This is a genomic window from Streptomyces sp. P5F9 (genome assembly GCF_057961495.1).
In genome coordinates this window covers 1-12,184 of the sequence record NZ_JBXVPZ010000296.1, presented here as the reverse complement: position 1 = coordinate 12,184, position 12,184 = coordinate 1, and the positions used below count along the sequence as shown (strand labels likewise).

General features: G+C 69.8%; 13 protein-coding genes. 2 read left to right on the top strand and 11 right to left on the bottom strand.

Annotation, left to right across the window (positions count from 1 at the left end):
• A partial coding sequence (locus AC31A1_RS34675) for an SDR family NAD(P)-dependent oxidoreductase (protein ID WP_489657115.1) occupies window positions 1-784 on the top strand: 784 nt, incomplete at its 5' end.
• 16 nt (window positions 785-800) lie between these two features.
• Here the strand turns inward: AC31A1_RS34675 and AC31A1_RS34670 are convergent.
• A complete protein-coding gene (locus tag AC31A1_RS34670; protein ID WP_489657114.1) occupies window positions 801-1,544 on the bottom strand; it encodes a GntR family transcriptional regulator in 744 nt (247 codons plus the stop codon).
• Window positions 1,545-1,835: 291 nt separating this feature from the next.
• Between AC31A1_RS34670 and AC31A1_RS34665 the strand changes: the two genes are divergently transcribed.
• Window positions 1,836-2,312 (top strand): nuclear transport factor 2 family protein, encoded by a 477-nt coding sequence (locus AC31A1_RS34665; RefSeq protein ID WP_489657113.1) that lies wholly within the window; start codon window positions 1,836-1,838, stop codon window positions 2,310-2,312.
• Window positions 2,313-2,517: 205 nt separating this feature from the next.
• Here the strand turns inward: AC31A1_RS34665 and AC31A1_RS34660 are convergent, their stop codons facing one another.
• From AC31A1_RS34660 to AC31A1_RS34615, 10 genes are all read right to left on the bottom strand, one after another.
• A complete protein-coding gene (locus AC31A1_RS34660) occupies window positions 2,518-3,534 on the bottom strand; it encodes a LysR family transcriptional regulator (RefSeq protein ID WP_489657112.1) in 1,017 nt (338 codons plus the stop codon).
• 343 nt (window positions 3,535-3,877) lie between these two features.
• Window positions 3,878-4,573 carry a DUF2637 domain-containing protein gene (locus AC31A1_RS34655; protein ID WP_489657111.1) on the bottom strand — a complete coding sequence of 232 codons (696 nt, stop codon included), beginning with the start codon at window positions 4,571-4,573 and terminating at the stop codon, window positions 3,878-3,880.
• 663 nt (window positions 4,574-5,236) lie between these two features.
• A complete protein-coding gene (gene lhgO, locus AC31A1_RS34650) occupies window positions 5,237-6,463 on the bottom strand; it encodes an L-2-hydroxyglutarate oxidase (protein WP_489657110.1) in 1,227 nt (408 codons plus the stop codon).
• Window positions 6,460-7,398, bottom strand: coding sequence for a 3-hydroxyacyl-CoA dehydrogenase family protein (locus tag AC31A1_RS34645; RefSeq protein WP_489657109.1), 939 nt, complete (start codon window positions 7,396-7,398; stop codon window positions 6,460-6,462). The genes lhgO and AC31A1_RS34645 overlap by 4 nt, the downstream gene beginning before the upstream one ends.
• Entirely contained in the window at window positions 7,395-8,210 is an 816-nt protein-coding gene (locus AC31A1_RS34640) for an SDR family NAD(P)-dependent oxidoreductase (protein WP_489657108.1), read from the bottom strand. The genes AC31A1_RS34645 and AC31A1_RS34640 overlap by 4 nt, the downstream gene beginning before the upstream one ends.
• Window positions 8,207-9,025 carry a cyclase family protein gene (locus AC31A1_RS34635; RefSeq protein ID WP_489657107.1) on the bottom strand — a complete coding sequence of 273 codons (819 nt, stop codon included), beginning with the start codon at window positions 9,023-9,025 and terminating at the stop codon, window positions 8,207-8,209. The genes AC31A1_RS34640 and AC31A1_RS34635 overlap by 4 nt, the downstream gene beginning before the upstream one ends.
• Window positions 9,025-9,876 (bottom strand): cyclase family protein, encoded by an 852-nt coding sequence (locus tag AC31A1_RS34630; RefSeq protein ID WP_489657106.1) that lies wholly within the window; start codon window positions 9,874-9,876, stop codon window positions 9,025-9,027. The genes AC31A1_RS34635 and AC31A1_RS34630 overlap by 1 nt, the downstream gene beginning before the upstream one ends.
• 229 nt (window positions 9,877-10,105) lie before the next feature.
• Window positions 10,106-10,879: an IclR family transcriptional regulator gene (locus tag AC31A1_RS34625; protein WP_489657105.1), complete on the bottom strand. Its 774-nt coding sequence runs from the start codon at window positions 10,877-10,879 to the stop codon at window positions 10,106-10,108.
• 63 nt (window positions 10,880-10,942) lie between these two features.
• Window positions 10,943-11,779, bottom strand: a complete 837-nt coding sequence (locus tag AC31A1_RS34620; RefSeq protein ID WP_489657104.1) for a fumarylacetoacetate hydrolase family protein — start codon at window positions 11,777-11,779, stop codon at window positions 10,943-10,945.
• A 24-nt stretch (window positions 11,780-11,803) separates the two neighbouring features.
• Window positions 11,804-12,184: cupin domain-containing protein (locus AC31A1_RS34615; protein WP_489657103.1), on the bottom strand; the 381-nt coding region annotated here is incomplete at its 5' end.

Sequence of the window (12,184 nt, the reverse complement as noted above, 5' to 3'; positions counted from 1 at the left end):
CGCCCCGACCGGCCCCGGCAGACTCTCCGGCAAGGTCGTCCTCGTCACCGGCGCAGGCGCCGGTATCGGCCAGGGCTGTGCTCTGCTCTTCGCCGAACAGGGCGCCGCTGTCGTCGGCTGTGACATCGACGCGACTGCGGCCGAAGGCACCCGCAAGCTCGCTGCCGACCGGGGCCTGAGCCTCGACGTGCTGGGGCCGTTCGACATGACGGATCTCGCCGACACCCGGCGGTTCGCCGACCAGGCGTACGCGCGGCACGGGCGGATCGACGCCCTGGTGACCGCCGGCGCCATCGCCCCGCACATGGCGACCGCCGCCGACATGGACTTCGACGAGCAGTGGAGCCCTACGCTGCGGGGCGAGGTCGACGTCGTCTTCCTGCCCGTACAGGCGGTGTGGCGGCACATGGAGGCGTCGGGGGGCGGCTCGATCGTGAACTTCGCCTCGGTCAACGCCTTCCGGGGCAGCGGGACCTTCGGCATGGTCGCGCACTGCGCGGGCAAGTCGGCCGTACTTGGATTGACCCGTCAACTCGCCGTGGAGGGGGGACCGTTGGGAATCCGGGCCAACACGATCTCGCCCGGAATGGTGCGCACTCCGGCCACCGAGTCGGCTGGCGCGCACGAGGGCGCGGCCCGCAAGGCGCTCCTCGACCGGATCCCGCTGGGGCGGGTCGGCCGGCCCGAGGACATCGCTTGGTGTGCCGTCTACCTGCTGTCCGACGAGTCGGCCTGGGTCACGGGCGGCAACTTTCCGGTCGACGGCGGTGTCCTCGCCAAGTAGGCGCCGTCCACCGTCCTCAGGCGGTGCGCCCGCGCTTGGAGCGGCCGGGCGTGCGGGTGCGCGCGGCATCCTGTTCCAACTGTTCCTCCACCGCGCGCAGGGCCCGGACGGTGGCTCCGGCGATCAGCGCGGAGGCCAGCTCGCCGTCCCGCTCCTCGTACGCCTGGATCAGGCGTTCCTGGTCGTCGACGCTGTAGGCGAGTCGGCCCGCACGGGTCAGGCTCAGATGGCGCAGCATGAGCGTGCGCAACGCGAGCGAGTCGAGGATCTGCTTCAGCGTGGCGTTGCCGACGATCTCGGTCATCCGCTCCTGGAGCTGCACATGGCTCCAGAAGTACGCGTCCACGTCCTCCTCGTCGGCGAGAGCGCGCATCGACTCGACACGCCCGCGCAGTTCGGCGAGTTCGTCCTCGGTGGCCCGCTCGACCAGCAGCCCGGCGAGCATGGCTAGGAGCTGGCGCCTGACCTGGTAGATGTCCCGGATGTCCTGGAGGGAGGGGGAGGCGACGCGCGGCCTGCGGCGGGCCTTCATCTCCACCAGCCCCTCCTGTTCGAGGAGCATCAGCGCCTCGCGGACAGGGGTACGGCTGGTCTCGAACCGGTTGGACAGGTCGACGCTGTTGAGATCCTGCCCGGGCTGCAACCTGCCCTCGATGATGCCCTCGCCGACCCACTCGGCGATCTGCGCGACCAGTGGTTCACGACGATCCCGCAGTCGCAGCAGGCGCTCCATGACGAGATGGGTGTCCTGATGGGGCATGAGGAGGATCTCCTTGACTGGTCCAGCTGCACACTCGTCCTGACAGTGTCGACACTAGCGCACCTGGGGGCGTGGATGTGCGTCATTGGCGGGTCGATCTGTCGACAGATTGTGCATGATGGGGCAAGGGAGTCTGTGCCGTCACGGCAGGCCGCACAGGTGGCCGTCAGCGAGTATCCCACCCCCGTGCGCGCCATCACCTCGTCCGCTTTGCTCACTTCGTTCACAGGAGGTTATGCAGTGCCGTCATCACCGCCCCAAGCCTGGGCTCACCGTCAGGGACGCGTCGCCATGCGGCCGTTGGAGCCCGCCGACTTCGGTTCCGAGGCCCTGTCCGCCCGGGCTCAGATCGCCGACGCCTTCCACCGGTTCGCCGTCGCCCACGATGAGGCACAGTTCGACCAGCTGGCCAGTTGTTTCACCGAGGACGCGGTGTTCGAGGTGGCGGAGGGTTCCGTCGAGGCATTCGAGCGCATCGACGGCCCGACCGGGATACGGGAGCGGCTGTCCGAGGTCGTCGCCGAACAGGGCGACCAGCGGCGGCACTTGATGGGCAACGTCCTTGTCGAGGAACTCGATCTGACGGCAGGAATGGCCACCGCGATCGCGTTTGGTCTGGTGTCTGTGGCCGCCGACACCGTTCGCTGGGGAGCCAGCGTCATCTACCACGCGCGTCTGCGTCGGGAGCAGGACGGCTGCTGGCGGTTCTGCGCCTTCTTCATCGGCATGGACGCCTACGTCGGCGACAAGCCGGTGAACGGGGGGTGAGCGCCCCGTCGTAGGACGCTCCCCGGCCGGGTGTGGCGTCAGGGCTCCCGGGTAGGAGTGTCGGACTCGATGGCGGTGGGCGTCCCGTCGACCGTGAACTTCACGGTCGACGGGACGCGGCCCGGACCGTGGCGTCGGCCGCCAGGGCCAGCGCGTTCAGGCGGGAGGGGCCGGTGACGGTCCAGAAGGGTCACTCCCGACCACACTAGGAAGCGGTGGCCAGCGGCGAAAACGCGTGGTCGTCACGGCTGGCATCCGTGGCGGGAATCGTCGTACTGACACCCGCCGCGGCGGCCGCCACCGATGACGCGGCCGGCTCGTCCAGCGAAGCCCCCACCTTCCGCACCGTCTCGCGCAGCCAGCGGTGTGCCGGGTCGGAGTGCCGGTTGTGGTGCCAGTACATGGCCTCCACCAGCGGTACGTCGGGGAACGGCGCCGGAACCGCGACACAGCGCGCGAACCCCTCGTACCTGCGGGCCAGCCTTTCCGGCACCATCGCCACCAGGTCGGTGCCGCCCACCAGGAACGGCAGCACGCTGAAGCCCGGCGCGCTGACCTGCACCTGTGGAGTGATGCCGAGGGTCTCCAGCTGGCGGTCGGCGGGGGTCAGGCTCTTGCCGAAGGCCGACGCGGCGTGCGGCATCTCGGCCAGGTCGTGCAGGGTGAGCCGGCCGTCCTTCAGCCGCGGGTTGTCGGGGTCGACGATGCACACGAAGCGGTCGTGCATCACGGCCTCGCTGATGCCCGGCAGCTGGTAGCCGAGCGGCACCATCATCAGGTCGTGGCAGCGCAGATGCGTCTCTGTCTCCGGCTGACCAGGGACGAGGGGATGGAAGTCGATGCTTACGTCGGGTGCCTGCTCGGCGATGGCCCGCAGCAGAGGCTCCACGAACACCGTCATCAGGTAGTCCGACATCACCACGGAGAAGCGCTGCCGGCTGTGTTCCGGCTCGAACTGCCTGGTCAGCGACAGGGCCTCCTCCGCCTTGTACAGAGAGGCCTGCACGACGGGCAGCAGCCGCTCCGCGAGCGGGGTCAGCTCGTACTCGCGGCCCACGCGGACGAGCAGCTCGTCGTTGAAGTGGCGGCGCAGCCGGGCGAGTGATCCGCTCATCGCGGACTGACTGGTGGAGAGCCGGACACCGGCGTGCGTGACGTTCTTCTCCTCCAGCAGTGCTTCCAGCGCCACCAGAAGATTCAGGTCGATCGCTCCGAGACCCATGGATTTCCCCTTCCGGCCACGTCATTGAAGCATCGGTGAAACGAGAGCGTAATGACGGGTTTGCGGCTGAGGAAGCCCCATAGGGCGATTCTCACGAATCTCAGGAAGATGCGATGCAAGGCATCGGTGGCAGGCATACGGGCAGGTCAATGGAGTGTGCGGCGCAGTGGGCCGCACAGACTCTCCTATGCCGCGCAAGTCGAGGCGGGTGGGCTATCGGCGGTGTTGAGGTGACGGTAGATCTGGCGTGCATGCTCGCCAGTGGCGCTGCACCGTGGCCCAAGGCGTCAGCCAGCCACGGACGCTCACTTACCTCGTGGGCATGAGCCCAGGCTACGTCGACTCAGCGGCGTCGTTCCCGACCTCGATCGCTGGTGGTCGAACGGATCATGGCGACGAGCATCCGGGACCTGGCAGCCCCCACCCGTAGCCGCTTCCGCAAGGTCTCCGCCGAGATCGGCCGCCGATACATCTCCCAATGCCGCGCATCTTCCTCGCGGGCACGCTGCAGTAGATCGTCCTCGCTGGACCGCCCTACCTCCCGATCATCGTCAAGCTGAGTCGGGACGAGCGAATCGTTGCCACCAATGTCGCCCTCCTTCACCTTCACCACAGCGTCTTCCGCGTAAGATTGCTGGGTTTCCGGTGTCACTGACGCTGCTCCCCCTCCAACTTCGACGCCGCTGATGGCCTGCAGCAGACCGGGGCCGACCTCGGCCCACCCGATCAGCAGCAACGGCCCAACCGCATCAAATACGGCCTTGCCTGTCTGGCCCGCGAGCAGCGGATCCGTCACGTTCAACGCCAAGGTCATCACACTGGAGAAAACCAGCAGCTGACGCGATGGGCGAAGCTGCTCCGGACGCGCGCCGTGCAGGGCCAGGTAGCGAGTGCCCAGCAGCAGTCCCAACACGGACAGATCCACCGCCGGAGCCACGAGCGGCGCCACCCACGGCGGCACGCTCAGCCGCAGCGCCAAAGTCCACACGTTCCCGAACCCAAACAAGAAGGTCAGCCCAACCACTGCCGCCATGATCATGGTGACTATGCGAAGAGTGATCTCTCGCTCAAAGGAGGTACTCGTGCCAGCGCTGGCGGCCACGGACTCCCTGATAGCCATCAGACCACCCCCGTGGATCAGACTGGTCCAGCAGGAAGTCCAATGTGGTCCCCTCCCGATCCATACCTAGGGACCCGAGGGAGAGTGGATCGGCGGCCTGTACGACTCCATGCTGAAGATCCAGGTCAGCCCGCAATACGACCGGTTGGGGTTTCGGTTCAAGTCCCCACTCGGGCACAGACCGTATCCCCACTTGTGCGGGCCGAGCTGAGCCTCGGCCCGCACAAGCAGTTTTGCGGGGTCGTACGACCGGCCGCCGCAGGACGTTGGCGATCACCTCCTCGATCAGCGGACGCGAAGGTGCCCCCGATCGCGTACCGCTGGAAGCACCCGCAGACGGTTGACCGGGAGCCGTAGCGCTCGGGTACGTCGCGCCAGGGGCTCCCGGTGCGGAATCGTCACAGCACCGCGTTCAGGTGCATGCGCAGGTCAGGGTTGGGCCCGCGCTCACCCATCGACAAGGGCAGCTCGGTCAACTCCCCTTCGGAATCGGTCAGATCACCACGCGTCACCCGAAACGTCCACCGCTCGCGGCCATCCGACGGGCATTGACCGAAAGGTGATCTGAACCTGGAACAGACCCTAGACCGGCCAGGGCCACTGCGGGGAGGCGGCCAGGCGGTTCGTGATCTCCCGGGCCAGGGCCAAGGAGGACGTCGCGGCGGGGGAGGGCGCGTTGCGTACGTGGAGGGCGCCGGGGGTCTCGGAGATGACGAAGTCGTCTATCAGGACGCCGTTGCGGCCGAGGGCCTGGGCACGGACTCCGGCCGGGCCGCCGGGGGCCAGGTCGGCCGACGCCACGGCGGGGACGTATCGCGCGGCGTCGGACAGCAGGCTGCGGCGGACCAGGGCCGTGCGGATCTCCTGGGCGCCGGTCTTCCAGAAGCGGCGGGCCAGGCGCCAGGTCCCCGGCCAGGTCAGGGTCTCCCAGCCGTCGCGCGGGCGGAGGCGTGACATGCGGTAGCCGTCGCGGGCGCAGACCAGCATCGCGGTCGGGCCGAGCATCACCGAGTCGCTGTGGTGCCTGGTCACATGGACGCCGAGGAAGGGCAGTTCGAGGTCCGGCACGGGATAGACGAGGCCACGCACGAGCGGCTCGCCGTTCGGCCGGAGGGTGAGGTACGCCCCACGGAACGGCACGATCCGTGGATCGTCCGGTGCGCCGGCGGCCACCGCGAGCCGGTCGGACCACAGCTCGGCACAGCCGATGACGAAGCGGGCCGGGATCACCCCCGCGGTGGTGACCACGTCGGTCGCGGCGGTGCGCGGCCGCAGGCCAAGCACGCGGTGGCCGAGCCGGAAGTCCACGCCGCGTTCGCTCAGTCCGGCCTCGATCGACCGGGCTACCCGCCCGAAGTCGACGATGCCGGTGCCCGGGCAGTGCAGCGCGGCGATGCCCCGGCAGCCCGGTTCGATGTCCGGGATCTCCCCGGCCGCGACCCGGCGCAGGCCCGGCACCCCGTTGGCCGTGCCCCGGGCTTCCAGCTCCTCCAGTCCGGGCAGCTCACGTGGGTGGAGGGCGATGATCAGCTTGCCGCAGCGTTCGTAGGGCACGTCGTGCCTGTCGCAGTACGCGTACATCAGCCGGGAGCCCTCGACGCACAGCCGCGCTTTGAGAGAACCCGGCGTGTAGTAGACGCCGCTGTGGATGACGCCCGAGTTGTGGCCGGTCTGGTGCAGGCCCACTTCCTTCTCCTGGTCGATCACCACCAGGCGCAGCGCGGGGTGGCGGGCGCGGACCTCGCGGGCCACGGTCAGACCGACGATGCCCGCGCCGATGACGGCGACATCGAACCCGGGCGGGCTCAAGAGCTCTCCTCGTCGCTGTCGCCGAGCCGGTTCCGCGCGGCCAGGCCCCGGGCGATCTCGGCGCGTCGCCGCTCGGCGTCGCCGGGGGCCCAGGTGTAGAAGCCGCGGCCGGTCTTCGCGCCCAGGTCGCCGTGCTCGACCATGGCCACCAGGTGCGGATGCGGGACGGGGGTGGTGTCGAGGTCCGGCATGAGTACCTGATGGATGGCCAGGGTCAGGTCGCAGCCGCCCAGGTCGGCCTGCTCCAGAGGGCCGACAAGACCGAGCCGCCGGCCGAAGCCTTGGCGTACCACTGTGTCGATGTCCTCTGCGGTGGCCACTCCGGCGGCGACGAGCGCGATGGCCTCGCGCTTGAGGGCATGCTGCAGCCGGTTGCCGACGAACCCCGGCACGTCGGCGGCCACGCGCACCGGCTTGAGCCCGACCGAACGCAGCAGTGAGATGACGGAGGCGACGACGGCCGGTATGGTGGTCTTCGCCTGCACCACCTCGACCAGCGGTACGAGACAGGGCGGCTGCCAGAAGTGAGTGCCGACGACGCGGCCGGGATCGGCCAGCCCTTCGGCGATCCGGCCGATGGGGATGGCGGAGGTGTTGCTGGCCAGGATGGTGTCGGGGTCGGTGGCCGACTCGAATTCGGCGAAGATGGCCCGCTTGACGGCGAGTTGCTCCGGTCCCGCCTCGATCACCAGGGTAGCTCCCCGGCAGGCGTCGGCTGTCCGGTCGTGGACCGTGACCATCCGGCCGACGGTCACCGGATCGGTGCCCGCGGTACGGCAGCCGGCGGTGAGCCGGTCGCGTACGGTCGCCCTGACGGCCTCGGCCGGGTCGGACAGCGCGACCGGTATCCCGGCCGCGGCGAATACCTGGGCGATGCCGGTGCCCATGAGACCTGCGCCGACGACCGCGACGCGTTCGGCGGACTGTGCGCTCATGTCGCCGTGTACCCGCCGTCCACGTAGATGACCTGGCCGGTGACGAAGTCCGAGGCCGCCGACAGCAGGTACAGCGCGATACCCACGAAGTCCCTGGGCTCGCCGAGCCGCTTCTTGGGAATGCGGGAGTAGTTGCGCTCGCGTGCGGCCTGGCCCGCCTCGGTGTCGGCGAAGATCCAGTCGGTGAGGGTGGAGCGGAAGACCGCGGGCGCGATGGCGTTGACGTTGATGCCGCGTTCGCCCCACTCGGTGGCGAGGGTCTTGGTCAGCGCGTCGACGGCGCCCTTGGAGGTGCAGTACGCGGTGTAGCCGGCCGGACTGCCCTGGCGGCCCCGGACCGACGAGACCAGCACCAGACGGCCGCCGTCACCTCGCTCGGCGGCATGGCGGCCGAAGGCCTTCGCGATCAGCCACGGGCCTCGGACGTTGGCGTCCATGATCTCCTGCCACTGCTCCAGCGGCATCTGTTCGATGGGCGCGGGCTTGTTGTAGCCGGAGGCGACCAGGACGGAGTCGACCCGGCCGTAGCGCTCGACACCCTCGGCGATCATCGCCTCGGCGTCCTCCAGAGTGTCGGGCCGGCCCACCAGGGTGCTCACTTCGCCGCCGCGGGCGCGGGCCTCGGCGGCGACCTCGGCCAGGCCGTCCTCGGAGCCGGACACCAGCAGGAGTCTCGCGCCGAGCGCCGCGAGGGCGACGGCCACCGCGTGGCCCAACGCCCCGGAGGCGCCGGTGATGAGGACCGACTGCCCGGCGACGTCGAACAGTGCCAGCGGGCTGTCCTCGGCCCCCTCCTTCGACCCGGCGGTCACGCGGTCACCGCCGGGTCGAAGGAGGGGATGCGGAAGCGCTGCCCGGGATCGACCACCGCGACCACCCGGACGGGGCTGCCGTCGCCCTGGCGGAACCGGGCGGGGAAGGTCATGAAGGTGCACCGCTTGCCCGTCACCTCGTCCAGTTCGCCGCCCACGTTCTCGATGCCGGGGATGCCGGCCAGCAGCAGGGTCTTGTGCGCGGGTTCCCAGTCGGGGAAGTCGTCGGCGACCTCGCGGCCGGTGTGTTCGCGGTACTCGTCGATCAGGTGCGGCAGGATCGGCCCGGGGCCGTGCTCGGCCATCCGGGTCCCGAGCGGGTGGTCCAGGGCCTGCACGTCGACGCCCACCAGTTTCACGCCCTTGTCCACCAGCCACTGGGCGGCGTCGGTGTAGAGGCCGGGCGAGTAGGCGTAGTACTCGTCGTTGTCGCCGTACAGGCGGTGCGCACCGGTGTTGATCATGACGATGTCGCCGGGTTCGATCCGCGGACGGGCGTTCTCCAGGTCCTCGGGGGTGATGACCTCCCATTTCCCCTTGGGGATGGAGACGGCCACGCCGGTGCCGAAGAACCGCCACAGCTCGAAGTCCTCCAGCCAGGGCGTGTTCGCCTCGACGTGGATCGGCGAGTCCATGTGGGTGCCGCGGTGCAGGATGCCGTCGTACTCGACGGTGTACTGGTCGTGCATCGCGTGGTACGTGAGCCGGTTGGTGACCAGGGGCGGGCTGAACGGCGAGGGCCACTGCGGCATGTTGTGGCCGATCTCGTGGCTGAGGTCGTAGTAGACGAGACCGTCGCGGCTGGTGACGGACATCAGAGTCCACTCTCCACTCGGTAGCTTCCGCCGGGGTCCCCGATGGCGACGAAGCGCACCAGGCAGGCGTCGCCCTGCGGCCAGTACCACGGCATGGCATGGAAGGCGGCACGCCGGCCGGTGACCGTGTCCAGGTCCGCACCGGTGTTCTCGATGGTCGGGATGCCCGCCTTGGCCAGCAGTCTGTGCGCGGGGTTCCACTCGGGGTAGTCGTCGGTGACGCTCCGCCCGGTGCGCTTCCGGTAGCGGCGGGGCAGTTCGACCACAAGCGGACCGAAGCCGCGGTGGGACTGCGCCAGCGAGGTGGCGAGCGGGTGGTCGACGGTGGCGGTGTCGACGGCGACCATGGTCACGTCGCGGTCGATCAGCCACTGCGCGGCGGCGGCGCTGAGGCCCGGGCCGTGGCCGAAGTACTCCATGCTGTCGGAGTAGCGGCGGTGCGAGCCGGTGTTGACGACCACGATGTCGCCCGGTTCGACGGCCGGGGTGGCGGCCTCCAGGTCGGCGGGTTCGACGTACTCCCACTCGCCCTTGGGGATCGAGAGCACCACCCCGGTGCCGAAGAAGCGGTCCAGCGGCAGTTCGCCGACGCCGAGGCCGCGCTGCGCCAGGTGGATCGGTGCGTTCACGTGGGTGCCGTTGTGCATGACCGTCACCAGATGGCTGGTCAGCACGCCGTGGGTGGCGTGGGTGGCGACGCGTCGGATCACCACGTCCTTGGAGCCGGGGAAGACCGGGTCGTAGTGCCCGAACTCGTGGCTCAGTTCGACGAGGACCAGTCCGGTGGACGGTTCACGGGTATACGAGCCGGGCTGCGCGGCGGTGCTGAGGGTGCCTGCGTGCGGGGGCATATCAGGTGCCTCCTCTTCAGAGGTTCCATGATGCGGGCAGAAGCGCCGGGATACGGACGCTACGAGGACGGGTGAGGCTTGTCAATACGCTCGGGAGGCGCGACGGTGAAGCGCGTCGGCAACCCCGCGACGGGCCGGGGCGATTGCGGGCAGCACTCTTGGCCCAGGGTCGTGACCTGGGCGTATGGGCGCGGATGAGGATAGGGAGAGGCGCGGAGCAGCTCCGGGGTCAGGGGGCCTGGAGCACGCCCGTCAGCTCGCGGCGCACTTCGAGCAGCGCGCGGATGATCGCGTCCTTCTCTCCGGCGAACCGCTGGGCGGGAACGGGCACAGACACGCAGAACAGCGAACCGAACGGGTCCTGAGCCGCGATGGCGATGGCACAGATCCCGGGCACGTGCTCCTCGATGTCGAAGGCCACTTCCATCCTGCGGACGTCCGCGATCTCCCGGAGCACTTCGGCTTTGGTCGTCCTGGTCCGGTCGGTGAACCGCTCCAGCGTCGCCGGCAGCAGCTCCGCGACGGCCTCGTCGTCGAGCTGCGCGAGGATCGCCTTGCCCTTGGAGGTGCAGTGCAGCGGGAACGAGGCGCCGACCTCGGCGACGGCACGCAGCTGATGCTGGGTGGGGATCACCGCCATGACCCGTACCTCGTTGCCTTCGAGTACGGAGCAGTCCACCGTCTCGCCGGTGGCTTCGAAGATCCGGCGCATCGCCGGTTCCAGCTGCTGGCGCAGCTCCAGCCGGCTGCCGGAGGCGATACGGATGAACTCCGGGCCGATCCGCACGCGTCCGGCGGTGGTCGCGCTCATCACCAGGCCCTCGGTGGCCAGCGCTCCTACCAGGCGGTGCACGGTGGAGCGCGGGAGCCCCAGCCTCTTGGCCAGCTGCGTCAGGGTCAGACCCCAGGGCTCCCCCTCCAGGGCGCGGAACAACTCGGCCACCCGGGCGATGACCTGGACGCCGCTGCTCCCCGACGTCTCTGGCGCTGCTTTGACCTTCAAGTCGTATCCCGTTGTCAGTAGTCGGTGCGGAGTGTTCTTGCTGTTCTCTGTCCCCGGCCCCGGTCAGCCGGGGCCGGACGGGACGGACGGGGGCTCGCCCACGGTGTTGCGGAGTACGCCCAAGCCTGTCACGGCGAGTTCGACCACATCGCCCGGGTTCAGCCAGGACCGCCCGTCCAGCTCCAGGATGCAGCCGGTGCCGACGGTTCCCGAGCCGAGGACGTCGCCGGGGCGGAGCCGGGTGTTCCGGGCGGCTCGTTCCAGCATGGCCGGCCAGGGGTGGTACAGGTCGGCCAGTTCACCGCGCGACAGTTCGACGCCGTTGACCCGGGCGGTCATCGCGCCCGAGGAACCGTCGAACTCGTCGGCGGTGACCAGCACCGGGCCGAGGCTGGTGGCGAAGTCCTTGCCCTTGGCCGGACCGAGCCCGACGGAGGCCTCGGCGCGCTGGATGTCCCTGGCCGACCAGTCGTTCATCACCGTGAAGCCGGCGATCCGGCCTTCGGCGCCGATGACGGCGGCGACTTCGAGTTCGTAGTCGAGCATGTCCGTGCCGCGCGGGTAGGGGGCGATGTCCTCGGGGCCGATCACAGCGGCGGGGTTGGTGAAGTAGAAGACGGGCTCGGCGTACCAGAAGTCCGGCACCTTCGCCCCGCGGTGTCCGCGGGTGGTGGCCACATGCTGCTCGAAGGCGAAGAAGTCGCGGATGGCGGGGGGTTCGGGGACGGGTGCGAGCAGCCGCACCTGCTCCAGGGGACGGCTCTCGGCTTCCTGTGCGGTGGACCCGCGGGCCAGGTAGGCGACGAGGTCGGCGGCCACCAGCCGGGTGACGGTGTCGTCGCGCAGCACGCCAGGGCACGGAAGGCCGCCGTCCGGCGGGACGAAGGTGCACAGCTTCACGGGCGGGCGCCTTTCGGTATCGGATCAGTCGGACGGGGACGGTAGGGCGATGGCGACCAGGAGTGTCGCCGGCTGGTCACCGTGGTTCTCGACACTGCGTACGGTGCCCGGGCTGAGGTGGGCCGAGTCGTGGCGGCGCAGCACGGTGGTACGGCCGTCGGCCTCCAAGGTGAGTTCGCCGTCCAGGACGATGTAGACGGTCTCCTGCCCGGCCGGTGAGGTGGTGGCGCGCCCGCCGGGTTCGTAGTGGGACAGGCCGACCCAGAACCGCTCGGTCGGGCCGGCCTCGTGGCCCTGCAGGCGGTAGGCGGCCACGCCTTCGTGGCGTGGCGGGACGTAGGTGGGCGCGGCGTCGGCGCGTGTGATCCGGGCGGTCACGCGGGGTGCCCGGAGGGCGGGGCGGAC

Coding starts and splice junctions, on each gene's coding strand:
- AC31A1_RS34660 (WP_489657112.1), bottom strand. CDS start 3,534: ATGGGTCTCGGAGCGATCGACCTGAATCTTCTGGTGGCGCTGGAAGCA.
- AC31A1_RS34665 (WP_489657113.1), top strand. CDS start 1,836: ATGCGGCCGTTGGAGCCCGCCGACTTCGGTTCCGAGGCCCTGTCCGCC.
- AC31A1_RS34635 (WP_489657107.1), bottom strand. CDS start 9,025: ATGTCCGTCACCAGCCGCGACGGTCTCGTCTACTACGACCTCAGCCAC.
- AC31A1_RS34670 (WP_489657114.1), bottom strand. CDS start 1,544: ATGCCCCATCAGGACACCCATCTCGTCATGGAGCGCCTGCTGCGACTG.
- AC31A1_RS34645 (WP_489657109.1), bottom strand. CDS start 7,398: ATGAGCGCACAGTCCGCCGAACGCGTCGCGGTCGTCGGCGCAGGTCTC.
- AC31A1_RS34630 (WP_489657106.1), bottom strand. CDS start 9,876: ATGCCCCCGCACGCAGGCACCCTCAGCACCGCCGCGCAGCCCGGCTCG.
- AC31A1_RS34655 (WP_489657111.1), bottom strand. CDS start 4,573: ATGATCATGGCGGCAGTGGTTGGGCTGACCTTCTTGTTTGGGTTCGGG.